This is a genomic window from Bartonella sp. HY406, from assembly GCF_025449315.1.
Classification (GTDB): domain Bacteria; phylum Pseudomonadota; class Alphaproteobacteria; order Rhizobiales; family Rhizobiaceae; genus HY038.
Genome location: NZ_CP104893.1, coordinates 1,800,520 through 1,824,810, shown reverse-complemented (window position 1 = coordinate 1,824,810; position 24,291 = coordinate 1,800,520). Strand labels below are relative to the sequence as shown.

Annotated in this window: 18 protein-coding genes; 11 read left to right on the top strand and 7 right to left on the bottom strand. The window is 39.7% G+C overall.

Features of this window, described 5'->3' with window-relative positions; all coding sequences use genetic code 11:
• Positions 1–62: 62 nt before the first annotated feature.
• Together mfd and N6B01_RS07690 are read right to left on the bottom strand one after the other, a co-directional pair.
• Positions 63–3,557, bottom strand: a complete 3,495-nt coding sequence (gene mfd, locus N6B01_RS07695) for a transcription-repair coupling factor (RefSeq protein ID WP_262078167.1) — start codon at positions 3,555–3,557, stop codon at positions 63–65.
• 262 nt (positions 3,558–3,819) lie between these two features.
• Positions 3,820–4,113, bottom strand: a complete 294-nt coding sequence (locus N6B01_RS07690; RefSeq protein ID WP_182417190.1) for an FAD assembly factor SdhE — start codon at positions 4,111–4,113, stop codon at positions 3,820–3,822.
• A gap of 280 nt (positions 4,114–4,393) precedes the next feature.
• Here N6B01_RS07690 and N6B01_RS07685 point away from each other — a divergent pair, with 280 nt between their 5' ends.
• Positions 4,394–5,158 (top strand): AzlC family ABC transporter permease, encoded by a 765-nt coding sequence (locus tag N6B01_RS07685; RefSeq protein WP_262078166.1) that lies wholly within the window; start codon positions 4,394–4,396, stop codon positions 5,156–5,158.
• Complete coding sequence (locus N6B01_RS07680; RefSeq protein WP_262078165.1) at positions 5,148–5,462, top strand: branched-chain amino acid transport AzlD family protein; 315 nt, start codon at positions 5,148–5,150, stop codon at positions 5,460–5,462. The genes N6B01_RS07685 and N6B01_RS07680 overlap by 11 nt, the downstream gene beginning before the upstream one ends.
• Before the next feature lie 187 nt (positions 5,463–5,649).
• Here the strand turns inward: N6B01_RS07680 and N6B01_RS07675 are convergent, their stop codons facing one another.
• A complete protein-coding gene (locus N6B01_RS07675) occupies positions 5,650–6,159 on the bottom strand; it encodes an outer membrane protein assembly factor BamE (RefSeq protein ID WP_182417187.1) in 510 nt (169 codons plus the stop codon).
• Between the two features lie 425 nt (positions 6,160–6,584).
• Here N6B01_RS07675 and N6B01_RS07670 point away from each other — a divergent pair, with 425 nt between their 5' ends.
• The 7 genes from N6B01_RS07670 (at position 6,585) to N6B01_RS07640 (ending at position 13,466) form a co-directional block, all read left to right on the top strand.
• Positions 6,585–7,154, top strand: a complete 570-nt coding sequence (locus tag N6B01_RS07670) for a YceD family protein (RefSeq protein ID WP_262078164.1) — start codon at positions 6,585–6,587, stop codon at positions 7,152–7,154.
• Positions 7,155–7,279: 125 nt separating this feature from the next.
• Entirely contained in the window at positions 7,280–8,335 is a 1,056-nt protein-coding gene (plsX, locus tag N6B01_RS07665) for a phosphate acyltransferase PlsX (RefSeq protein WP_182417185.1), read from the top strand.
• Between the two features lie 57 nt (positions 8,336–8,392).
• Positions 8,393–9,364, top strand: coding sequence for a beta-ketoacyl-ACP synthase III (locus N6B01_RS07660; RefSeq protein ID WP_182417184.1), 972 nt, complete (start codon positions 8,393–8,395; stop codon positions 9,362–9,364).
• A 104-nt stretch (positions 9,365–9,468) separates the two neighbouring features.
• On the top strand, positions 9,469–9,777 hold the full coding sequence (locus tag N6B01_RS07655) for an integration host factor subunit alpha (protein WP_182417183.1): 309 nt from the start codon (positions 9,469–9,471) through the stop codon (positions 9,775–9,777).
• 291 nt (positions 9,778–10,068) lie between these two features.
• Complete coding sequence (locus tag N6B01_RS07650) at positions 10,069–10,581, top strand: MerR family transcriptional regulator (RefSeq protein ID WP_182417182.1); 513 nt, start codon at positions 10,069–10,071, stop codon at positions 10,579–10,581.
• Positions 10,582–10,898: 317 nt separating this feature from the next.
• Positions 10,899–12,314 (top strand): MFS transporter, encoded by a 1,416-nt coding sequence (locus tag N6B01_RS07645; RefSeq protein ID WP_262078163.1) that lies wholly within the window; start codon positions 10,899–10,901, stop codon positions 12,312–12,314.
• A gap of 108 nt (positions 12,315–12,422) precedes the next feature.
• Positions 12,423–13,466, top strand: a complete 1,044-nt coding sequence (locus tag N6B01_RS07640; RefSeq protein WP_262078162.1) for a dihydroneopterin aldolase — start codon at positions 12,423–12,425, stop codon at positions 13,464–13,466.
• A gap of 187 nt (positions 13,467–13,653) precedes the next feature.
• Here the strand turns inward: N6B01_RS07640 and N6B01_RS07635 are convergent, their stop codons facing one another.
• From N6B01_RS07635 to N6B01_RS07620, 4 genes are all read right to left on the bottom strand, one after another.
• Positions 13,654–14,640 carry a lysylphosphatidylglycerol synthase transmembrane domain-containing protein gene (locus tag N6B01_RS07635; protein ID WP_410007204.1) on the bottom strand — a complete coding sequence of 329 codons (987 nt, stop codon included), beginning with the start codon at positions 14,638–14,640 and terminating at the stop codon, positions 13,654–13,656.
• Positions 14,641–14,642: 2 nt separating this feature from the next.
• Positions 14,643–16,415, bottom strand: coding sequence for a cation:proton antiporter domain-containing protein (ybaL, locus tag N6B01_RS07630; protein WP_182417178.1), 1,773 nt, complete (start codon positions 16,413–16,415; stop codon positions 14,643–14,645).
• A 281-nt stretch (positions 16,416–16,696) separates the two neighbouring features.
• Positions 16,697–19,234, bottom strand: coding sequence for a protein translocase subunit SecD (gene secD, locus N6B01_RS07625; RefSeq protein ID WP_262078160.1), 2,538 nt, complete (start codon positions 19,232–19,234; stop codon positions 16,697–16,699).
• A gap of 302 nt (positions 19,235–19,536) precedes the next feature.
• The gene (locus N6B01_RS07620) at positions 19,537–19,968 is read right to left on the bottom strand and encodes a hypothetical protein (RefSeq protein ID WP_262078159.1); all 432 of its coding nucleotides are present in this window, start codon (positions 19,966–19,968) and stop codon (positions 19,537–19,539) included.
• Between the two features lie 509 nt (positions 19,969–20,477).
• On the opposite strand from N6B01_RS07620, the gene N6B01_RS07615 reads away from it, so the two are divergent.
• Together N6B01_RS07615 and N6B01_RS07610 are read left to right on the top strand one after the other, a co-directional pair.
• On the top strand, positions 20,478–23,036 hold the full coding sequence (locus tag N6B01_RS07615) for a mechanosensitive ion channel domain-containing protein (RefSeq protein WP_262078158.1): 2,559 nt from the start codon (positions 20,478–20,480) through the stop codon (positions 23,034–23,036).
• Positions 23,033–23,344, top strand: a complete 312-nt coding sequence (locus N6B01_RS07610; protein WP_262078157.1) for a hypothetical protein — start codon at positions 23,033–23,035, stop codon at positions 23,342–23,344. The genes N6B01_RS07615 and N6B01_RS07610 overlap by 4 nt, the downstream gene beginning before the upstream one ends.
• The last annotated feature ends 947 nt before the right edge of the window (positions 23,345–24,291 follow it).

The window sequence follows — 24,291 nt, the reverse complement described above, 5'->3', positions numbered from 1 at the left end:
TCTATTTGATCTATAATACAAAATAATGCGTTGGCTAATTGATTTAAGCCAGCGCATTTTGATTATACACTTTCAGCAAGTTTAGAAAGTTGTGTCATGACGAGCGCAGTGCCATTAAGCCGCTTTTCAGCACTTTGCCAATCTCTAATAAAGACAATGCTTTGATCTGGGCGGATTTTCGCCATGGAACCCTGCTCAGCAATATATTTAACCAAGCCCACACCATTAGCAAATGTGCCATTGCGAAATTGGATAACCACGCCTTTAGGGCCTGCATCAACTTTTTCAACATTAGCCTTACGACAAAGGGCTTTAATGTAAACTATCTTTAATAGATGTTGCACTTCTAGCGGCATTGCGCCAAAGCGATCGATAAGTTCCGCGCCAAATGCATCAATTTCTTGCGCGTTTTCAAAGTCTGATAGACGGCGATAGAGCCCAAGGCGTAGTTGCAAATCCGGTACATAATTTTCAGGAATCATTACTGCCGTACCAATAGCAATTTGTGGTGACCATTGGTTGTCTTCAACTTCGCCTGTGCCCTTCATTTCAGCAACAGCTTCTTCCAACATTTGTTGATAAAGTTCAAAGCCAACTTCTTTAATATGACCTGATTGCTCATCACCAAGAAGATTGCCTGCACCACGAATATCCATGTCGTGGCTCGCGAGTTGGAAACCTGCGCCAAGGGTATCAAGCGATTGTAATACTTTTAAGCGCCGTTCTGCTTGTGGAGTGAGGATGCGTGAAGCAGGCAAAGTAAACAAGGCATAAGCCCGTTGTTTCGAGCGACCAACACGGCCACGTAATTGATAAAGCGCTGCAAGGCCAAACATGTCAGCCCGGTGGACAATAAGTGTATTGGCAGTTGGAATATCAAGTCCTGATTCAACAATGGACGTTGAAAGCAATACATCATATTGCCCATCATAAAAGGCATTCATAATATCGTCAAGCTGGCCTGGTGCCATTTGACCATGAGCGGTTGCAACCTTTAGTTCAGGTACATGGCTGCTTAAAAATTCTTTCACTTCATCAAGGTCTGAGATTCTGGGGCAAACATAAAAACTTTGTCCTCCGCGATAATGCTCGCGCAATAAGGTTTCTCGCAAAATCAAAGGATCAAAAGGCGAGATAAAGGTGCGCACGGCCATACGATCAACTGGTGGCGTTGCAATAAGTGATAATTCACGAACGCCAGTTAAAGCAAGTTGTAATGTGCGCGGAATAGGTGTTGCAGAAAGAGTTAAAACATGAATATCACTTTTTAGCTCTTTTAACCGCTCCTTATGCTTAACACCAAAATGCTGTTCTTCATCGATGATAAGCATGCCTAAATTCGCAAAATCTATGGTTTTGCCAAGCAAGGCATGAGTACCAACAACAATATCAACCGTGCCTTCAGCAATTCCTTTTTTAGTTGCGGTTAGTTCTTTTGATGTGACAAGGCGCGATGCGTGACCAATATTAATCGGCAAGCCTTGGAAACGTTGGACGAAGGTCTTATAATGTTGGCGTGAAAGAAGCGTGGTGGGTACAACGACCGCCACTTGATAACCATTAAGAGCGGCAACAAAGGCCGCACGAATAGCAACTTCAGTTTTACCAAAGCCTACATCACCGCAAATAAGGCGATCCATCGGGCGTCCAAGGCCCAAATCATCAACCACTGCATCAATAGCATTTTGCTGGTCTTCGGTTTCATCATAAGGAAAGCGGGCAATAAATTCGTCATAAAGCCCTGCGGGTGGAATAAGTGCAGGGGCATGGCGCATTTGCCGTTCAGCTGCAATTTTAATGAGTTGACCAGCCATTTCAAGCAGGCGTTTTTTGAGCTTGGCTTTGCGCGCTTGCCAGGCAACACCGCCCAATTTATCAAGCATCGCTTCGCTTGCCTCACCACCAAAGCGTGATAGCAACTCAATGTTTTCAACCGGCAAAAATAGTCGATCATCGCCAGCATAGTGAAGTTCAAGGCAGTCATGAGGGGCGCCTGCCGCAGTAATAGTTTTAAGGCCAATAAACCGTCCAATACCATGATCGACATGCACAACAATATCGCCACTATTAAGCGAGGTTGATTCGCTAATGAAATTGGCATTTTTCTTGCGTCTTTTGGCTTGGCGGATAAGTCGGTCGCCAAGAATATCTTGTTCGGCAATGACGATTAAGTCTTCAGCAACAAAACCATGCTCAATGGTTACAATACCGGCAGTAATGCGATCACGCGGTGTTGCTTTAACAATTGCAAGCGATGAGGCTTTTTCGACCTTTTTCAAGCCATGCTCATCTAATATCTGACAAAGCCGATCAAGCGATCCTTCGCTCCAACCAGCAAGTAATATTTTTTTACCCTCTGCCCGTAACATTGCAAGATAGTCAACAACTGCGCTGAAAAGATTGATATTATCATCATTGCGTTCAGGCGCGAAGTCACGCACGCTGCTTGTTTTAGCGTGGATAAGACGGGCAGTTCCAACGTCAGGCATTGAAAATGGCGTAAAGTCAATGCGTTGACCACTTTGTTTTTGTGCGGCAAATAGCTTTACTGGAGAAAGGTACAGTAAATCAGGTACTAGCGGATGATAAGGAGTTGCCTGCGCCGTGCCTTTGATAAGTTCGCCTTCACGGCGCGATTCGTAATATTCGCAAATGAGCGCATGGCGCTCATCCATCGCCTCTGCAGCCAAATGATCAAAGATAACTGGCATTGCGCCACAATGATCAAAAATCGTGTCCATCTCGTCAAAGAATAATGGCAACCAATGTTCCATACCAGCAAAACGACGGCCTTCAGAAATTGCTTCATAAAGCGCGTCACCCGGTTGCGGGGCGCCAAAACGCTGGATATAAGCTTTTCTAAAATGGCTTATCCGCTCTTTTGAAAGCGTGATCTCGCTCATTGGTTGCAAGGAAAAGCTTTTGCGCGTGGTAGTTGTGCGCTGGCTTGCAGGATCAAAGGCGCGAATAGTTTCAAGCGTATCGCCAAAAAAATCAAGTCGAACCGGCTCGCTGTCGCCTGGCGCAAAAAGATCCACAATACCACCGCGTACGGCATATTCGCCAATATCGCGTACAGTCGTAACCCGCTCAAAACCATTTTTGCTAAGATGTTCAAGCAATTTATCCATAGCAAAGCTTTGACCAGGCCGCGCATGAATAAGTTCATCTTGCAAGGCTTTACGTGGGGGAAGTCTTTGTAATACCGCATTGGCAGTGGTTAAAATAAGTGCTTGATGCGGCTTTTCCCGTAATGCTGCCATGGCACCAAGAGCTGCGAGGCGACGCGCTGAAATAACCTGACTTGGTGAAACACGATCATAGGGAAGGCAGTCCCAAGCTGGAAATTGCAAAATTGGCAAATCTGGATTGATGAATTTGATTGCGCTTTCAATATCATCAAGCTTTTGACCATCGCGGCCAATAAACAAAATAGGACCGCCAGATTCCTCCACCAATTTTGAAAGTGCAAAAGGTTGATAACCTTCTAGCACATTGTCAATGATGACATGAGGGGCAGAGATTTGCGAAAGTAAAAATTTTGAAAATACAGCCATGTCTCAATCATTTAGATAGGTAAAGGAAATTAATTGCAAAGTAGCAATTATTCGTGTCAGTTTTGCAATCGTGAATTTTAATCAATAGAAAAGTCTAAAATAAAGATTTAACGACTTAAACTTTAAAGCAGATATTACGCGTTAAATAGTCATCACTTATAATGGTTAGGCAGGCGATTTTAATTCTCAATATCTGTTTGGTAAATGGTTTTAGCATCTACCAAATAGTAAATGCATATGATTTGTATGGGTATATAAGCATTTAGGCTGGAAAATCCATCCTAGTGCGATAATCTAATATGTCTCGAAATAAAGGAGAATCAACATCTGCAGGTACAGGAATTTCTCCTGTTGCCCATGTCAGAAGATCGCGATCTTCAAATGACATAATATGTTCAAGTTCATCAAGGCCAAGATCTGTCATTTGTGCTATATGGGCATCAACATATTGACCAAGGATAAGATCCATTTCACGAATCCCACGATGCCAAGCGCGAAAAATTATTTTGCGTCTTCGTGCGTCAAGATCGGTAGTGACGGCTTTGGAGCCAGTCATTGGCAGTTCTCCTTTTTAATGTTTTTTTGATCTATAAATGAGTTTTTTCATGCTGTGAAGCTTTTTTGCACATATAAGAATGCTTCCAAGGTATTTAGGCTATCTAAACGAGCTTAAATTGATTAGAAGGTGTTGAAGCCACAGGGCCTAAAGATTTACATAAACTTTAATGTATTTTTTGTGAATTGATAGAGATCAAAAAATGTTTAATCAATTATTTTGGCAATTTATAAGGTGCAATTATAGCTTTTAAATATGCTAATTAAAAATAAGATTTAAGATGCAAAACAAATGTGAAATAACCAAAATTAAGCACCTATATGCTGGGTTTTTAGCCTGTATTCCAACATTGCTTGGTTATTGGGCTATTGGCTTTGCCTGTGGGGCGGTTGGAAATGTAACTGGCTTTTCAACTTTTGAAATTGTTATGATGAGTGTATTTATTTATGCAGGATCTGCGCAATTTTTGTTGTATCAATTTGCCGCAGCTGGGGCAGGGGTGATTGCTATTGCATTGGCTATTGGGTTTATAAATTTACGCTATTTGCTGATTAACACCTACATGTCACAATTCTTTTCAAAGTCTTCTTGGTGGGAAAAATTGGTGGCTGGAGCGTTGATTACCGATGAAACTTTTGGCGTTGCATCGCAATATGCATTGAAAAACAACAATCAATTACCGTTTTATTGGCTTCTTGGTCTAAATGTAACCGCGTGGTTAAGCTGGATTTTTGCCAACTTAGTAGGAAGCTTTTTTGCTTCACTTTTGCCGCTTTGGTTGCGTGATAGTTTGTCTTTTAGTCTTGTTGGCATGTTCGTTGGCCTGTTATTGCTTGGTTGGTTTGCCAGCAGAACTCGTATTCTTGATATTATTGTCATGGTTATTGCTGTTGCAGTAATTGTTTTAACTCATGATCTGTTTTCTACAGACAAGATATTGGAAAACCTTTCCACTCTTATAGCAACGATCATTGCCGCAACTATTGCAACCATTGTTTTAATGTGGCGGCCAAAGAAGACAAAAGGAAAAAATAATGACCGCTAATATTTTGGCTGCTATTGCAGCATCAGCATTGGTTACGTTTATTATTCGTGTTTTTCCAATTATGGTTTTGGCTCATCGCCCTTTTCCCGTCATTATACGCAATTGGCTATCATTTGTGCCAACGGCTATTCTAACTGCTATCATAACGGTTGAGGTAATTGGTAAGCAGGAAGTTACTTCTTTTGGGATGTCAGTGGCATTGCTTGCAACACTTGCATCATTTATTGCTGGTTTTGCAACGCGAAGCTTGTTTGTAGCTGTAATAGCAAGTATTTTAGGCTTTTTACTGTTTCAAAATATTTAGCTTTTAAATTATAGCTGTATGATGAAGAAAACGCTTTAGCATTTAGATTTGCTGATGGTTTTAATTCGTATAACTAAAAATATGAAGCATTAAATTATGCAATTGCTGTGTTGCAACAAAATACCTTAATTTATAACTGTGCATGCGCTTTGAAAATTAATCAAGCGCATGCATTTAATATCTTTACTTAACGACCTGTTGTTGGAATGCCAGCAGGTGCTGCTGATGTACCAGTAATTAGCTGGTTGAGGAATGATTGATCACGACCACCTGTTGGTGTGGTGTTAGAAGCAAAATCAAACAAACGACCGTCTTGTAAGCCATAATTTGCAATTTTCTTGACGATACCTTGTCCATCAAAATAGATAGCCAAAATTTTGCGATCGATAATTTTGGCTTTCATGAATTGCGCACCGCGATAACGCGTTTGCGAAATATAATAAAATACCTCATTGTCAAATATTGCTGTTGTTGAAGGAGTTCCAAGAGCGAGCAATACTTGATCACGGCTTGATCCAACCGGAATGGAATCAAGAGCCTCTTGATCAACTACATAACCTTCAACATAGGTTTGACTTGTTTTTAGAAGATCAGTTGTATTGCACGCAGTTGTTGCAAAGGCAACACCAGCAAGCAATGCAATGGTTATTCCGTTTTTAAAACGCTTTCGGGCAAAATTTATGCGCGACAAGGACATCTCCTTTTATGGCATGGTTTAGGGCTGGCCCCGTTTGGTTATATAAAGCTGTCTATGAGGTAAACTAGCTTTAATACATTTGCAACCATAGATATGCGCAAAAGTCTTACCAATCCAGACAAAAACCACAAAATCTTTGATAATTTTGACCATTTCAAAATAAATAATCGTCTTGACGTTAATAACGAGATCTTGGCATCAGCAAGGCGAATTTGTAGAAAATACGACAAAAATGCAATTTTTTTATTTAATTTGCATAATTATCCCCCATTTATTATAGATCTATTTAAAAAAATGTATGGCTGTTGATTTTATGTGCTTAAGTTTTTACTGGAATTAATTTTATATCTTGGATTTAGGTTGAAAAACGCTATAATTTTTTTAGCTGCAAGGTGTAGCCTATTGAACAATTGAAAGGATTTATTATGTCAAACAATGCGAACACTCTTATGGCATTTGCTTTGGCATTTCCTGTCAATATCCGCTCATTGCCCCCCAAGGGAGTTGATTTAACTTTAAAAACGGATGAAAAGGAACGGCAGGCACTTGCTAAAAATCATAATCTGCTTGACGTCACGTTTTTTGAGGCGACAATACATATCAACCCTTGGAAACGGCAAGGTGTAAAGCTTAGCGGCAAATTACATGCAAAAATAATTCAAGAATGTATAATTAGTGCTCAGCCTGTTGATAGCGTTATTGAAGAAGATATCGAATTAATATTGGTTCCAGAAGGTAGTCGTTTATCGGAAATTGTCCAAAATAATGCCCATGAATTGTTTTTAGATCCTGATGGGCCAGACGTACCCGATAGTTTTAAAGGAACTGAAATTGATGTTGGGGCTATTGTTGAGGAGTTTTTTGAATTGGCAATTGATTCTTATCCTCGTGCCTCAGGAGTAGAGTTTGAAGGGGTGGAATTTGCAAAAGCAGATGTTGGCAATGAAAAGAAGCCTTCGCCTTTCGCAGTTTTAAGTGGTTTAAAGCAGAAATAATCGAAAAAAAAATTAAAATAATTGTTGTTTGTGGCAAGAAAAACGTTATTTTGCCGCTTTAAATTGGCTTAAATATCTTAAAATTTATTACAGATATCTTTATCTATGAATCAGGGACAATACTTGTGATCAAAATTGCTGTCGATGCGATGGGGGGCGATATCGGCCCAGAAGTGACAATAGCCGGTGCCGCGATCGCGATCAAACACTATCCCGATATGGAATTAATTTTTTATGGTTTGGCTGATCAGGTAGAGCCAGTACTGGCTAAATATCCACAGCTAAAAGCTGTTTCAACCTTTGTTGCAACCGAAACTGCAACAGGTATGGATGAAAAGCCAAGTCAAGCCTTACGCAATGGGCGAAATAAATCGTCGATGTGGTTCGCTGTTGAAGCCGTTAAAAAGGGTGAGGCAGATGCTTGTGTCTCAGCGGGCAATACTGGCGCGTTAATGGCTATGTCTTATTTTTCTTTACGAATGCTCGCAGAAGCTGAGCGCCCTGGCATTGCTGGCATTTGGCCAAATCTACGCGGTGAAGGCATTGTGTTGGACATTGGCGCAACGATTGGCGCTGATGCGAATCAGTTGATTGATCTTGCAGTTATGGGCGCGGGCATGTGCCGTGCTCTTTATGGAATAAAACGTCCAACCGTTGGTCTGTTGAATGTTGGAGTTGAGGAGGTTAAAGGCCTTGATGAAATCAAAAAAGCGGGGCAAATTTTAAAGCAAGTTGAGCTTGAAGGGCTTGAATATAAGGGGTTTGTTGAAGGAAACGATATAGGTAAAGGCACTGTCGACGTTGTTGTTACCGAAGGATTTACCGGCAATATCGCTTTAAAGGCTGCTGAGGGAACCGCAAGGCAAATTGCTGAAATTTTAAAACAGGCTATGCAACGCTCAATCTGGACGAAAATTGGCTATCTTTTTTCAAAAAGCGCTTTTAAAACCTTGCGTGAAAAGCTAGATCCAAGCCGCGTTAATGGCGGTGTTTTGCTTGGTCTTAATGGTGTTGTTATAAAAAGTCATGGCGGAACCGACGCAGAAGGCTTTGCTTCTGCTTTACGTGTTGGGCACGAAATGGTACGAAATGAGCTTCTTGAAAAAATTGCAGTTGATCTTGCATATTTTCGCGAGCATAAGAGCAAACTATCATTGTCGGACGAGGAAAACGGCGAATGATTGTTTTGAATAAAGATATTATAAAACCGCGAAAAGCGGGTAATTGAGGTTTATAGAATGATACGATCTGTGATTTGCGGTATTGGTGCTGCTTTGCCGCGCCGGGTTGTGAAAAACTCTGAGCTTGAAAATATTGTTGAAACCTCAGATGCTTGGATTGTCCAACGTACTGGTATTGAGCAAAGATATATTGCCGATCCCGATGAAACGACGGTTTCTTTAGGTGTAAAAGCGGCGCAAGCTGCCCTAGCAAATGCCAATTTAACCATTGATGATATTGATCTTATCATTTTGGCAACGGCAACACCTAATCATACTTTTCCTTCGTCGGCGACTGAAATTCAACATGCGCTTGGTATGAAGCATGGTTTTGCATTTGATATTCAGGCGGTTTGCTCTGGCTTTGTTTTTGCACTTACAACAGCCGATAATTATGTGCGCAGCCAAATGGCTAAGCGTGTTTTGGTTATCGGCGCTGAAACCTTTTCTCGTATTCTTGATTGGCAGGACCGTACAACATGTGTTCTGTTTGGTGATGGGGCTGGCGCAGTTATTGTTGAGGCGATAGAGGAAAAAGGCACGACAAATGATCGTGGTATTTTAGCTGCAAAATTGCGTTCTGACGGCTCGCATATGGAGAAGCTCTTTGTTGATGGTGGGCCATCGACAACGCAAACAACAGGTCATTTACGCATGCAGGGGCGTGAAGTCTTCAAACATGCTGTAGGTATGATTACCGATGTGATCGAAGATTGCTTTGCTATTGCGAAGGTTAATGTCGACGATCTTGATTGGTTTGTTCCCCATCAGGCAAATAAAAGAATTATTGATGCATCTGCTAAAAAGATGAATATTCCCGATAGTAAAGTGGTTGTTACCGTCAATGAGCATGGCAATACATCCGCAGCTTCGGTTCCACTGGCGCTTGAAGCTGCCGTTAAAGACGGACGTATAAAAAAAGGTGATCTTGTATTACTTGAAGCTATGGGCGGCGGCTTTACTTGGGGTGCGATCTTATTACGCTGGTAAAAATGCATTTATTCAGCGTTTGCTTGCAAAAGAGCCTTGACCGTTTGAATAGAAAAAGTATAAACAAATTAAGTAAGTAATTAAAATTTGAAGGATTGCGAGTTATGGCAGGTAAAACCGTAACACGTGCAGATTTAGCTGATGCTGTCTGCAGGGAAGTCGGATTATCACGGACAGAGTCTGCAGCTTTGGTTGAAATGATCATTGATGAAGTCTGTAACGCGATTGTTAAAGGTGAGACAGTGAAATTGTCTTCTTTTGCAACATTTCAAGTGCGTGATAAAAATGAACGTATTGGCCGTAATCCTAAAACTGGTGAGGAAGTGCCAATTTGTCCGCGCCGGGTTATGACCTTTAAGGCATCTAATGTGCTAAAAAAGCGCGTTATTGATGGTCATTCAGTTGGCAAATAAGTTTTGTTGCTAAATATGTTTTGATAACTATGCTGTCATTGTGCTATGAAGCATTTTTGATATTTATAGTGATAAAATGATCGGCTTGTCCGATCATTTTCGTTTTAAATGCTGTTTATTTCTCACCAAATTGAAATATTAAAATTGTTTATTTTCGTAATCAAAAATGACTAATTTCTGCTTTGTTGATTTTTAACAGCAAATCAGTCATTGATAAAACAATTTTATTAGTGGTTCGTATATTGCGCATGCCCCAAATAATGATGACTTTTTCATCGAGGAGACTATGTTATGGAAAAAAGTCCTGAAGCATTTCGTACTATTAGCGAAGTTGCCGATATGCTTGGAATTCCGCAGCATGTTTTGCGATTTTGGGAAACACGCTTTCCTCAAGTGAAGCCAATGAAGAGGGCAGGGGGGCGGCGTTTTTACCGTCCTAATGATGTTGATCTTATTACTGGTATTAAGCGGCTTCTTTATGATGAAGGTTATACGATTAAAGGTGTACAAAAGCTTTTAAAAGAAAACGGTGTAGCCTTTGTTTCTGCTATTGGTCAGGGCAATATTGATGCAGCTGAGGAAATTGCCAGAAAGAAACAGCAGGAGCAATCTGAAGATTTATTTCCTGATGATATCATTCCTGACAATAAAAGCGGGCGTAAGTTCTTTGGGCTTGTTAAAGATGATGAAGCTTTAGGGGCACGTAAGCCCAAATTATCTAAGGATAGCTCAACTCTTTTGCAAGAAGCTTTATTTGAACTTATTGAATGTAAGCGTTTGCTTGATCGCGCCCGCACCCAATAGACTAATTTTTGAGTGACAATTCTACATATAGCAATGGCTTTTTCCTTAATATTTAAATAAAGGAAAAAGCCATTGCTATATGTATAAGTCTTTTGTTGTTTAATTGGCTGCAAGATTTGATTTTATAAATTAATCGTGATTTTAACAAAAAAGTAAACTTATCTAAATGTCATAATAATGGTTATTAATCATAACGCTGCAAAATACTTCAAGTGTTGTGCAGTTCTGGTGTTGCTTGATCTTAAAGTGGGATACACCAATAACCATTATTCAACATAAAATTAAAAATTGCTTCTGCATTTTAATAGGTGAAAACAATGGCACAGGCGCAACCAAGTTGGGGGCAGCTTTTAGGCGGAAAGAACGGTATTCGCTCAATCACATTAGTTGGTGGTGTGGCGCTTCATGCGATAAATGTCTATATTGTTGTAACGATTTTACCTTCTCTTGTTCAAGATATTGGTGGAGAGCGTTATTATTCATGGGCTGCCACGCTTTTTGTAACTGCATCTTTAATTGGGGCGGCACTTGTTTCAAAATTATTAGCACTAATTGGACCAAGAACGGCTTATATTATTGCTGCCCTGATTTTTGCGATTGGTACATTAGGCTGTGGTTTTTCACCTACCATGCCAATTTTTCTTTGTTTCCGTGTTATTCAAGGTTTTGGCGGTGGTATATTGCTATCTTTGACCTATAGTATGGTGCGCATTGTTTTTGAGCGCCCCTTATGGCCGTTGGCAATGGGTTTAATATCGGGTGTTTGGGGCGTGTCTACTTTATTGGGGCCTGCGATTGGTGGTATTTTTGCAGAGTATGAAAGTTGGCGTTGGGCATTTTGGTTGGTCAGTATTTTAGCTTTTCTTTTTACGTTTTTAGCTTATGCGGTTTTGCCGCAACGCTCGCAAAACCATCGTGGCAATTCTATTCCCATTTTACAGCTGTCCTTGTTAACTGGTCTTGTTCTTGTTATTTCTGCTGGCAGCGCCATGGAAAGCAATTTAGCGAAAATTGGCGGCCTTATTTTAGGTCTTGCGGCATTTTTTGTTTTGGCAATTGTTGATAGGCGTGCCAAATATCGCTTGTTGCCTGATGGGGCTTTTTCACCCTCTTCTCAGTTGTTCGCCATTTATGTTTTGATGCTAGCACTTTCTATTGCAGTTAATGGTGCAGAATTATATCTCCCTTTATTTTTACAGGTTTTACATGGTCTAAGTCCATTGCCTGCCGGTTATATGGCGGCATTAATGAGTATAGGTTGGACGGCAGGGACATTGCCTAGTGCAACGGTAAGGGCACAGCATTTGCCAATACTTATTAAATCAACGCCATTTTTATGTATCATCGGTATGCTAGCCCTGTGTTGGCTCGTGCCAACAATGGAAACATCAACAGTTCATTTAATCGTGGTGTCTTTCGCTTTATTTATCATCGGGGTTGGCGCGGGTACAATCTGGCCCCATCTTTTGACCAGAGTTTTGCAAAGTGCTAAGGACGAGGATGCTGATCTTGCAAGTGCTTCGCTTACATCTGTGCAGCTTTTTTCAACCGCATTAAGCGCAGCAATTAGCGGGACCATTGTCAATTTTGCTGGCCTTACCAATCCCGGCGGCGTAGGTGGCACAATAATTGCTGCGCAAGCATTATTTGTATTTTTAATTATATTAATGTTATGTGGCATGCCCTATGCTTGGCGCATTAGCCGTAATATCAAAAATGACGATGCAAATTGAAGTAGTTGTTTAGATTAATTAGCTGTCATGCTAGCATTGTTTTTAAAAGCACTTTCCAATTATTTAAAATTATTTTAAAAGTGAACCATCAAAATTTGAGGAAACTGCATGACCAAGATGCTTGTTAATTTCGATTCCGACTGTAATAGCAATGTCATCGACCTTGCATGTGATATTGCTAGTTTTTCTTATAATATGCATAAGCAATCGCAAATAGCTCATTGGGCATCTGTTTGGACATCTCACGGGCAGACTAGCCCGGCGTTTTTACTATCCATGACTATAGATGAGTTTATAAACGATTTTATAAAAGATACTGCTGCACAAGAAAAAGTTTTGAATACTTATGACTTTATAAAGCTAGAGATATCTTTTTTTTCCTTGGATGAAACTTTCGATCACATCGAGAAGTTAGCGCGAAAAAAGCAGCTTATCATACAAATCGATGATTTTGAAAGATTGCCAGATTTGCTAGCTCTACTACCGCGTTTGGCTTCTTGTGGAGTCTATGGGGTAATGCTCGCCCCAAGTCATCATCAAAATAAACTAAGTGGACAGTTTTCAATTGTCGATATGGGCATTTTCATTGAGCAAGCCCATAAAAATGGTTTGAAAGGCTGTTTAACTGGTGGCATAGAGGCACCAGATATTCCAAGACTTCTACCTTTTGTACCCGATATTTTTTGCTTTGATGAAGCACAATTTAAGACAAATACTGGGTTGGACAAACAGCAAAGTGACCTTATACGTTCGCTTATTCCACGCGAAAAAGAAGATGTTGTCTGTAGTGATGCATTGGGAACAGACCGTATTTTAGTGAATAATTTCGTATTGCCTATGGCCATAGGTGCCTATAATCATGAGCGTAACCGGCTGCAAAAAGTTAGGTTTTCAGTTAAGGCAGATGTTTTACGCTTATCGGTTAATCCAGAAGACATGCGTCATATTTTTTCCTATGACCTTATCATTGACGGCATTAAGCGCTTGGTTCTTTTAGGCCATGTGGATTTGGTTGAGACCTTAGCAGAACGTATTGCTGCTTTTATTCTTAGCTATCCGCGTGTGCAACGGGTTATTGTAAGGGTTGAAAAATTGGAGCTTGAACCAGAATCTGTCGGCATTGAGATAGAGCGCGTGAAAAAGTCCCATTGATCTCGGATATAGCATGTTAAAAGGAGGCCTAAAGTTTTATTATTAGGGTAGATTTCTTCGGCTTTTTATAGGTGTTGTTATATATTTATAGCAACACTTTAAATTGTGTAAAAACTGGTCTTTTATCAAATTTATGGTTGTACTCACGCGATCTTCTTGCGCTGCACTTAAAACAGGTTAAAGAATTTTAACTAGGTGGGCTTACATCTTTTGCGGCATTTTCATTACCATTATTAAGCTTCTTACCCAACTGGCTAAACTCAAAAACAGCAATAAAAATAAGCGATAAAAATAACGGTATGATAAGGTAGAGTAAGCGAAAGACGATGAGGGCGGCAATGACATCAGAGTCGACCATATTGGGCATGCCTGCGATAAATATTGTTTCAAGTACACCTAAGCCACCAGCTGGCGCAGTTGATAATAAGGTAACCGAGAATGAGGCAAGAAATACACCAAGCACAGTGATAAAACCTGGGTTGCCTGCATCAGGCAATACAGCATATATAATGCCCGCTGCACCTAATAATTCAAGTGGGCCAATAATAAGTTGTTGTACAACAATGTTAAAACGTGGATAGGTCAATTGAAATTTTTTGCCAATTTTTAATGGCTTAAATTGCAAGATGCTGCCTAGAATATAAAGCCCAACAAGGCCAAGCAAAACAAAGCCGATGGTTAGCGCAACCCAGTTTGGTATATCGACATGAAACAATTGAATGAGCTCTGGGCGCAAAACTAGCACCAAGCCTGATAGGACAATTGTACCAAGTGCAAATGTAAAGGAACAAAAGCCGACAAGAACGGCAATTTCCGGCCCGCTTAGGCCCTTTTTGCTATAAGCACGATAACGCACAACTGCGCCTGAAAAAACTGATGCGCCTATATTATGAGACAAAGCGTAAGTGGTAAAAGAGCAAATGGTTATAAAAAGCCAAGAAATATTCTTTTTGCCAAGATGTTTGAGAGCAATGCGATCATAACCTGCAAGTGCAGCATAAGAGGCAATTGCGAAGAAAATAGCCAACAACCAATGATGTAAATCTAGGCTGCCAAGCCGATCAAAAACCTGTGCCCATTCCATTCCTTTGAGTTTGACATAGAGAATGCGAAATGAAACGAGCATTACTATGATGCCTAGAAGTGGCCAAAGATATTTTTTGAATTGCTTCATCTTCACGCCTTTGGTCTTTCAAAATTCATTTCATATATCCTATTTTCATCATCGGAAACGTTTGTAACCATTGATGAATCATCTACACCATCTTTTAATAGATGCGTAATAATCCCATTAGCAATTTCTTCGGCATCTGTCACAACAATATTGGCTCCTAAATCTTTTAAATATTGTGCTTCAGCATCAGATAATGCATGGGCAATAATAAATAAATTTTTATTGAGTGATTGGGCATTGGTAATAATTTGCCCAGCTTCAAACGTATTATGCATAGCAAGGATAAGTTCTCTAGCTGCTTCAATATTAGCAGAATCAAGCACTTCTTTATCTACACCATTACCGATAAAAGTTTCAAACATATTGCTACGAGCTTTTTCAGCTAAGCGAATTGCATCTTCAATGATAATGACTTGCTTATTTTGATTTTGAAGAGCATTTGCAACTCGTTGCCCTACATCACCGTAACCGATAAGGACCAAATGGTCACTTTTATCGCTTTTTATTGGCTCATCAATGTCTTTTTTTTCTGCTATCTCGGTAACTTCGCTGTTGGTTGTTTTATCAAGACGATGTTTTATTTTTTCTGCTAGGATAAAAATCAATGGATTAACTAAAATGGAAATAATTGCGCCACCTAAAATAAGATCGCGGACATTTTCATTTATTAATCCTAAGTTTTTTCCAAGTGCTGCAAGGATGAATGAAAATTCACCGATCTGCGCCAGACTTGCTGAAATAGTAAGCGCGGTTCCATTGGGGCGGCGAAAGAGGCGGACAATAAAATACGCTGCTAGTGATTTACCAATAATGATAATAAATAAAGTTGCAAAAAGTGGGATAAAATCATCAAGCAGCTTTAATGGGTCAAATAGCATGCCGACAGAGACAAAAAACAACACGGCAAACGCATCGCGCAAAGGTAAAGTTTCTTCCGCTGCGCGATGACTAAGTTCAGATTCGCTCATGATCATTCCAGCGAAAAATGCACCAAGAGCTAGAGACACACCAAATAATTGAGCGGCACCAAAAGCAACACCTAGTGCTATTGCAAGCACTGCTAGTCTAAACAATTCACGCGACCCAGTTTGGGCGCTGATTTTAAGCGCCCATGGAATAACTCGGCGACCAACAACCATCATAAGAAGAACGAATAGCCCAACCTTGGCGAAGGTAAGACCGATAATGCCCCAAATATTAGGATTAAGCCAAGCAATCAATGGATCAGAGCTAGTTTGAACTTCACCGCCAAGAATACCGGCAAGGGCGGGTAATAAAACAAGGGCGAGCACCATGGCTAAATCTTCAACGATAAGCCATCCAACAGCAATGCGTCCGCGCTCGGTTTCGATTAATCGGCGTTGCTGCATCGCGCGTAACAAAACCACGGTACTTGCAGTTGATAGAGCAAGTCCAAAAACAATACTGGTGCCAAGGCTCCATCCCATGACAAAGCCAAGCCCCATTCCAAGTAGGGTGGCAACCGCCATTTGGGCTATTGCACCAGGAAGTGCAATCGCTTTGACTGATAACAGATCTTTCATTGAAAAATGTAGGCCGACACCAAACATTAAAAGGATCACGCCAATTTCAGCAAGTTCATTGGCAAGAGCGACATCAGCATGGAAACCAGGTGTATGGGGGCCTGCGATAACGCCGGCAAGCAAATAACCAACTAGTGGGGAGATACGTAATCTATTGGCGATTGCACCAAAAATAAATGCAAGACAAAGACCAGAAACAAGCGTGGTAATTAAGGGAGTCGCATGAGCCATCTTACATTTTTTTCCAGCAGCTAATTTTGATCGGTTCTATCTTTATAAGAGATGGTAATCATTAAAAAACAGGTATTTTTTGTTATACACAAATGAAATGGGGTAAAGGTTTCAGATAATCCATTTTGTAACTCGTCAACGTCCTTTAAAACATCCTTTTAAATCGATATAATCATGTTTTATAGTTGAATATAGGCATTGATGGTATCGTATTAAAGTGATGCAATAAAAAACTAATCCTAAAGAAAAAGCCGGATGTGAATGCACATCCGGCTTTGTTTTTATTTTGCAGGAACAGCGACGTCTTCACCGCGTGTATTATGGCCTTTTCTTTCCCACCAATTACCCAAGAAAAGAAGAATTGGTGCGGCAATAAACATGGATGACGAGGTTGCTACAACAATACCAATAACCATTGGTACAGCAAAATTATGGACCGCACTGCCGCCCCATATTGCCATTGGCAACATGGCAAGAATGGTGGTTAGCGAGGTAAATATACAACGAACCAATACTTGGTTGATTGACATATCGATAACTTCGCGCAAGGAGGTTTTCTTATAAAGCCGCAAATTTTCGCGCATACGGTCGTAAACCACAACCTTATCATTGATCGAATAGCCGACAATGGTAAGTAATGCAGCAATGGCCGTAAGGTTGAAGTCAAATTGGAAAAGTGCAAAAATACCGACCATTTTGGTTGTATCCAAAACAAGAGTAATAATGGCACCAACCGCAAAGAACCACTCAAAGCGGAACCAAATATAAATGGTCATGGCAAGAGCCGCACAAATCACTGCTATCAAGCCGCTTTTGGCCAATTCACCTGATACTTTAGGTCCAACGACCGCGCTACCTTGGTCAGTGGCATCAGGATAAAGAGCAATGGTTGCCTGTTTCACTTTATCAAGGGCAGCATTTTGAATGTCAGCGCCACCTTCTTGTTGTTGGAGGCGTATCAACACGCTATTATTTTCAGTGCCGACCATTTGCAAGGTTACTTCGCCTAGATTCAATTCTTCAAGGCGTGGGCGTAATTGCATCAAATCAACCGTTCCACTGCTGCGCTGCATTTCCACTTGGCTACCACCGGTAAAATCGATGCCATAATTAAGACCCGGTTTGTAAAATAAGAAAATGGAGGCGATTGATAGTACAATAGAAATACCGATCCCCCAAAACCGAGCATTCATGAAGTGGAAATTGGTATGCTGCGGAATAAAGCTCAAGAAAGGGGTAATCCGTAAATTCTTGATTTTGAAGCGGCGAACAACAGCACTCATCATGATGCGCACAATGGTGACATCGGTAAACATAGAAATAACGATACCTAAAATCATGGTAATTGCAAAACCGCGAACCGGTCCTGAACCCTGCCACGCTAAAAGTACCATTGCGAAAATTGAGGTGATATTGGCATCAACAATGGTATGGAAAGCATGTTTGAAGCCGCGATCAAGGGCTGCTAACGCGCCAACACCTTTTCGGCTTTCTTCTCTAATACGTTCATTGATCAAAATATTAGCGTCAACCGCGATACCGATACCAAGAATGATACCAGCAATACCGGGAAGTGTCAGCGTCGCGCCAAGTAGACTCAAAGCAGAGAAGGTCAATACCGTGTGAAGTGCAAGGGCAATATTGGCGATAAGACCCCAGTAGCCATAAAGTAAAATAATAAAGATCGCTACAAGGATAAATCCACCTACACCGGTATAAATACCCATCTTAATTGCATCAGCACCAAGGTCTGGCCCGACAGTACGTTCTTCTTCAACCGTAAGTGGGGCTGGTAGTGCACCTGCACGCAGTAACGCTGACGTTGTTGAGGTTTCAGCACTGGTAAATGTACCTGTGATGACGCCGCTACCGCCAAGAATAGCTGATTGGATGGTTGGTGCGGTCAATACCTTGCCGTCAAGAACAATAGCAAAAGGGCGGCCAATATTATTTTTTGTGATATCGCCAAATTTACTCGCACCTTCAGAATTCAATTTAAATGAAATCATTGGTTTGCCAGTTTGGGGATCAAACGCGGCACGGGCATCAGTTAATACGGCGCCATCAAGTGCAACCTTGTCTTCAACAGGATAAAGAGTATTAGGATCGTCTTTATCAGGTAACATGCTGACACCAGCAGGTAAATTGCTTCGATCAACGTCAGTTCGAACAAGGTGAAAGGTCATCTTAGCTGTTGAACCAAGCAAATTACGCAAATGGCTTGGATCTTGCAAACCGGGTAATTGCACCATAATGCGGTTTGGGCCAACCCGTTGAATGGAAGGTTCTGCAACACCAACCTCATCAACACGTTTGCGTACAATTTCAAGGCTTTGTTCAACTGCATTAGAGATATGATAGGTCATTGCCTCATCAGTAATCGCAACGCGAACTTGATTGCCATTTTCAGTAATGTCAAGATCATTCACCGGAACGCCGAAAGCACCTGTAGAAATAGGATTAATAAGTTCTGTTAATGCCGTAACAGCACGCTGCCTTTGGGTTGCATCATCAACAATTACAATAATGCCACCGTTTTGCATACGTGTTGATTGAACTGGGATTTTTTCGGCACGAAGTTTTTCACGGGCACTATCAAGTAGATTTCGAAGCCGCTCGCGTTTCATTGCTGCTTCATCAACTTGTAGAACTAAGTAGGAACCACCCTTAAGGTCCAGACCGAGTGTTACGCGGGTATCAGGAAGCCATGGGAATTTTTCTTCCCATGTTTTTTCAGAAAACATGTTGGGGAGCGCAATGACAACGCCTACCAGCAAAATAAAGCTGTAGAGATAAACAAGCCAAGGAGGTGTACGCATTAATTTTATCCAGAATGTAAAAGGAAAAGATTAGCTAGAAAATAATTTGTGCCACAACTAACGTAAAAAGCTATAAAATGCAATTTTCAAGGTTGCATTCTTCGCATAATTACCAAAATATCGACAATCATTATTCAACTAAGATCGCAATTGGGTTATTTAAAACCATTTGCAGCTTTTCGTTTGTCAAATGATAATTAGGTTCGATAAATATGTAAAAGTTTATAGCGGTCGATGTATTATTTAAAAGCACAAAGATAGCTAGTTAATGGCCATCGAAGAAAATTACTTTATCATTAGGCTCAGATAACCAAATCATATGGGTCTATAAATGATGGAGGTGCGCGCTGTGTGGCGGTAAAGATATGTTGAATAAAGCCATTTTTATTGTTTTTTTCCAACGACCTTTGAACGTTAAACGTCAATAACAAACTGCTAACACGCACTAAGTTAATATTTTTTCCATTATCTAAATTATCGAATTTAAATGATACGCTATAAGTTTTTGCTGTAAATAAAGGCTGCTTTAAAAAAACTAATGCATTATGGCGGGGTAATCTCTTTTCAATATTGGAAATGTCTGCTGCGGATTTGATTGCTATGCTTGGCAGAATAGCCTCGTCGTTTAAATTAGTAAAAGTAAAAATATAAAGAAAAAGACCGCCAATAATCCACAGAGGAATTGTTGTTATTCCATATCGTATATTGTGGAATTTCGGCAAGGTTAAAAGCATCGGCGATTAAAGGTTCTCTTTATTTTTTGTAATCTTAATAATTTGTAAAAGCTTTCAATATTCTTTTAAGTTTGTTCAATATAGCACTTTTGTGGCAGTTTAAACCGCCACTGTAAAGCTATAATATCAACAAATGTGATAAAACTGTCTTATTTTGGTATTGAAAAAGATAACTAACAATCATTTCAAATCTCAGCTGATAATTTATTGTTGGGCTTGATCTTCAATGGTTATTATGTGCGACCTAAATTTGATTTTAAAAATGGCATTCTTAAATATTGTTAGGTTGGCTTTTAAGGCTCATTAATTGATATTAAGTCTTTACTCTTTTTGCTAATTATTGAGATCGTTTGAACTAATAACAAATTGTTCATGATATATATTCAATTTTCAGCTTTTAAAAATTTTGCGCTCCTTTATATTGAAGGGCTTACAATCCGATAGATTTTATCTATTTAAAATCTTAGTTCTTAATCCTAGTAATTCTAACCTGATTTTGCGGTTTAAACGTGTTGATTTATCATAAAAGACTATTGCAATGTGCCTTCAAAATTTTTTGCGGTTTGATTGCCTGTATCTCGCTTATTGGTGCTTTAGGTGCTTTTGCGGCTTATGCTCAAACTAGCAATATATCTGGCTCTGGGGTACAAAACGCGGATGCCTCGACTGTCGTACCTGTTACTGATATTATCAATGTTGATGATCTTTTGAAAAACCAACAGGTATCACTACAAGGATTGCAAGATAATTTAACCCAGTTGAAAAACAATTTTCAAGATAAGCAAAATGACGATGCTGCCTTGATTGATATAAGGGCTAAATTACAAAGTCTGGCTACTGATACAGTGCAACAAGCTTTACTTTTGCGCCAACCCTTAATTGATGTTAATTTGAAATTGGATCAGCTTGGGGCGGCACCAGCTAGCGGTGAAGAGCCAAAAGAAAAAGTTGATGATCGCAAGCGAATGCTGGATCAAAAATCGCAAATTAATAAGCAGGTAACCGATCTTGAGGCAACCTATATATCGGCAAATCAGCTGACAATTAGTATAGTTGAAAAACGGCGTGAGCTTTTTAGCAGTTCGTTAACGCGGCGGGTTGTTTTTAATGAAGCTTTTTTTACGCAAGTGAATACTGCGCGTAAAGACAGTGGATATGCCGTTTCCCAAATTCTATCGAATTATGCTCATTGGGTCGTAAATAATAGATTATTATATTTGGGACTTGCTTTACTTGGCGCATGTTTCGTAGGCGCTTCGATTATATTTATTGGTCGCCATTTGTCGCATAGGGTGAAGAAAACTGTTTATGATGATGAAAGTGGTATTAGTTATTTAAGGCTTGTTTTAATTGCACTTTTAACCTGTTTAACAGCTACCATTGCAGAAATATTTTTCTTTGAAACTTTTGCCTATATTTTTACTTATAACTACAAGTTTCCAACTGATATTGAGGTGATGTTCGATGCTTTTGACCGTCTTTGCTTCCTCGTTGTTTTGATAGCTTCAATCGCACGCGCATTGTTTCGTCCAAGTGCTAAAGATTTAGCTTTGGTGGATATTACACCAATAGCTGCGCGTAAGTTAAATATTATTCTTTGTACGATTGCATTAGTGTTTGGCATTAATTGGTTTTTTGATGATGCTTATCAAGTTGTTTCGGCTGCTTTGTCTTTGTCAATCGCCAAAGATTTTTTTGGTATTGTTATTATTGGCATCTTAATCGTTTTGATTGCCTTTGTTAAGCCTGGAAAAAAAGAGCCAGCATGTAGTTTTGTTCCATTCCCACGTTTCATACGTTATCTTATAATTATTGGTGGTGTGACACCCATTTTATGTGCAATCTTTGGATATGTAGGGATGGGGCGTTTTATTATCCAACAAATTGTTGTTGGTTTTGCCTTTTTAATTTTGATATATTTGGGTTTAAGTGTTAGTCGCACACTAACTGGCGAAGGGGCATTCGCACAAACGCGAGTAGGTCAAACCATAGGCAAGTATTTTAAGGCTGGCCCTGCTGCTCTCGATCAGCTTGGTTTGTTGGCCGGTGTGTTAACGGCTGTTTTGGTCTTAATTTTGTGTTTGCCGCCTATTTTGATGCAATTTGGGTTGTCCGGTGATGAAATTTTTGGCACCCTAAACCAAATATTGACCGGTTTCCAAATTGGAAATGTTTATGTTTCTATAACTGGTATTGCCATTGGGATCGGCTTTTTTGTCGGTTTTTACGCCCTTTTCCGTTGGTTTATTCGTTGCTTTGATAATGTAATTTTGGCTCGTGGCCATGTTGATGCAGGTATTCGAAATTCAGTTAAAACGATTGCCGGTTATGGGGCTGTTGCGCTTGCGGGTATGATAGGTATGTCGGCCGCAGGGCTTAATCTTTCCAGCCTTGCACTGATTGCGGGCGGTCTATCACTTGGTATTGGTTTTGGCTTGCAAAATATTGTCCAAAACTTTGTATCTGGTTTGATTCTGCTTGCTGAGCGACCATTTAAGGTGGGGGATTATGTAGAGGCAGGAACTGTGCAGGGTACTGTGCGCCGCATTAATGTTCGTGCAACTGAAATTGAAACTGGACAGCGAAACACCATTATTGTTCCAAATTCCACTCTTATTAATGGCAATGTCGGTAATTGGACTTTGCGAAATAAAATTGGCCGTATTGATTTAACCTTTACGATTCCGCTCGCTTTTAAGCCAGAAGAAGTGCCTGAAAAACTGTTAGCTATTGCCAATTCTGTTGAAGCAATCATGCGAAAGCCTGAGCCATCAGTGGAATTTGTGTCTTTTGATGATTTAGGGCTTGTTTTTACCCTTTATGTTTACGTGCCTGATATTACGTCAACCACTGCAATTAAAAATACTATTCGTATGGGTGTGTTTAATGCATTTTATGCGGATTGGTCGAAAGCGGTTCAGGCTTGGGAGCAACGTAATTTTCCGCAATATAACGATGTTGCTGTATCTGAGCCGGATGAAGGTGAACATAAAGATAATCATGAGATTCTAAAAGACAATTCCACACCCGAAAACTCTAAGCTGCCAAAGCAGAAAGTTGAAAAATGACACATAAATTAGAAGTTAAAAACAATAACGTGCTCAAATCATTTTCCTTTGCGCTTGCTATAAATTTTATTGTTGTGTCCATTTTTTCTTTCGGTGCGGCAGCAGCAACAATTCAAAATAGTGGTGATAAAGCCGCAATTATTATTGTTGCGGAAGGTGCAACCCGCCGTGATTATTCGGTTGATCCACAAAAGCAAATTTCTTTTTGCTTAAAGGGGTGCTTTATCACCCTTGCTAATGGTGATCGATATGCACTTAATGGTAGTGAAGTCATCGAAATATCGGGAAATCGTATTAGCTTCCATTAAGTTAAGCAACAGAGATTTTTTTACGCTGAATGATAATGCTGGGTGAGGCGCGGAATGCCCAATTCAAACTATTAGAGTTGGTAGATGTATTGATGAAGCGATGATCCGCTTAGTCTTATTTTCATTATGTTATTATTAAACAGGAAATATTTTAAAAATAGGTGGCAATAAGGATAGAATAGTAGGATGTAAAGTAAATTTATTAAATTTCGCATTTAAATCCCAACAATTAAGCTATTTCGTTATTTTCATTTTAATAATATAAGCTATTATATCATCCTTTAAGCTTGCTTATAGTGCCGATCATTCGAGTATTATTGGTTTAATGATTGATATGACAATAGGAGAGCTTGAGTGAGGAACGAAAATTTTGCGCTTATATTAAGATGCTGCAAGAATCAAAATAGATTGAGGTGCATATGTAACTTTTTAACCATAGTGCATGATAGAAAGCACGATATTTCAGCATATTTCATTTCCACTAGTTGGGATGATAAGCCGCTGATAATTATAAGTTGGAAAAAGATTTATGGTGGGAAAAAAGGGTGAGTTTTTCCATTTACATTCGATATGATTTGGTATGACAATAAAATAAAAGGCTAGAACAATGTGACTGGTACGGTTCCATATCCATAGATAGCATACCTCCCGATTTTAAATGCTCTATTAATCGATCTTGCTTAATTTTCGATAATCGGTTCTTTCTCATTCCTATACTGCTAAATTTTCTCAATTCTCTAATAAAACTCCATTGATAAATATTTATTTTTAAACGTTGAAATTTATATTAATGTTGAAAGGGTGTTGAACGAGCGAACTTATTTCATTAGATTTTTTATAAGCAATAATAAAATTAGTATTAAGCCTTTCTTATTTTAAACATCGCCTTACTTAATTCAATACGGCTAAATTTTGGCGACAAATTTTAAAATTTGTGAAAAATTTGC

Coding starts and splice junctions, on each gene's coding strand:
- mfd (WP_262078167.1), bottom strand. CDS start 3,557: ATGGCTGTATTTTCAAAATTTTTACTTTCGCAAATCTCTGCCCCTCAT.
- N6B01_RS07690 (WP_182417190.1), bottom strand. CDS start 4,113: ATGACTGGCTCCAAAGCCGTCACTACCGATCTTGACGCACGAAGACGC.
- N6B01_RS07685 (WP_262078166.1), top strand. CDS start 4,394: ATGCAAAACAAATGTGAAATAACCAAAATTAAGCACCTATATGCTGGG.
- N6B01_RS07680 (WP_262078165.1), top strand. CDS start 5,148: ATGACCGCTAATATTTTGGCTGCTATTGCAGCATCAGCATTGGTTACG.
- N6B01_RS07675 (WP_182417187.1), bottom strand. CDS start 6,159: ATGTCCTTGTCGCGCATAAATTTTGCCCGAAAGCGTTTTAAAAACGGA.
- N6B01_RS07670 (WP_262078164.1), top strand. CDS start 6,585: ATGTCAAACAATGCGAACACTCTTATGGCATTTGCTTTGGCATTTCCT.
- N6B01_RS07660 (WP_182417184.1), top strand. CDS start 8,393: ATGATACGATCTGTGATTTGCGGTATTGGTGCTGCTTTGCCGCGCCGG.
- N6B01_RS07655 (WP_182417183.1), top strand. CDS start 9,469: ATGGCAGGTAAAACCGTAACACGTGCAGATTTAGCTGATGCTGTCTGC.
- N6B01_RS07650 (WP_182417182.1), top strand. CDS start 10,069: ATGGAAAAAAGTCCTGAAGCATTTCGTACTATTAGCGAAGTTGCCGAT.
- N6B01_RS07645 (WP_262078163.1), top strand. CDS start 10,899: ATGGCACAGGCGCAACCAAGTTGGGGGCAGCTTTTAGGCGGAAAGAAC.
- N6B01_RS07640 (WP_262078162.1), top strand. CDS start 12,423: ATGACCAAGATGCTTGTTAATTTCGATTCCGACTGTAATAGCAATGTC.
- N6B01_RS07635 (WP_410007204.1), bottom strand. CDS start 14,640: ATGAAGCAATTCAAAAAATATCTTTGGCCACTTCTAGGCATCATAGTA.
- ybaL (WP_182417178.1), bottom strand. CDS start 16,415: ATGGCTCATGCGACTCCCTTAATTACCACGCTTGTTTCTGGTCTTTGT.
- secD (WP_262078160.1), bottom strand. CDS start 19,234: ATGCGTACACCTCCTTGGCTTGTTTATCTCTACAGCTTTATTTTGCTG.
- N6B01_RS07620 (WP_262078159.1), bottom strand. CDS start 19,968: ATGCTTTTAACCTTGCCGAAATTCCACAATATACGATATGGAATAACA.
- N6B01_RS07610 (WP_262078157.1), top strand. CDS start 23,033: ATGACACATAAATTAGAAGTTAAAAACAATAACGTGCTCAAATCATTT.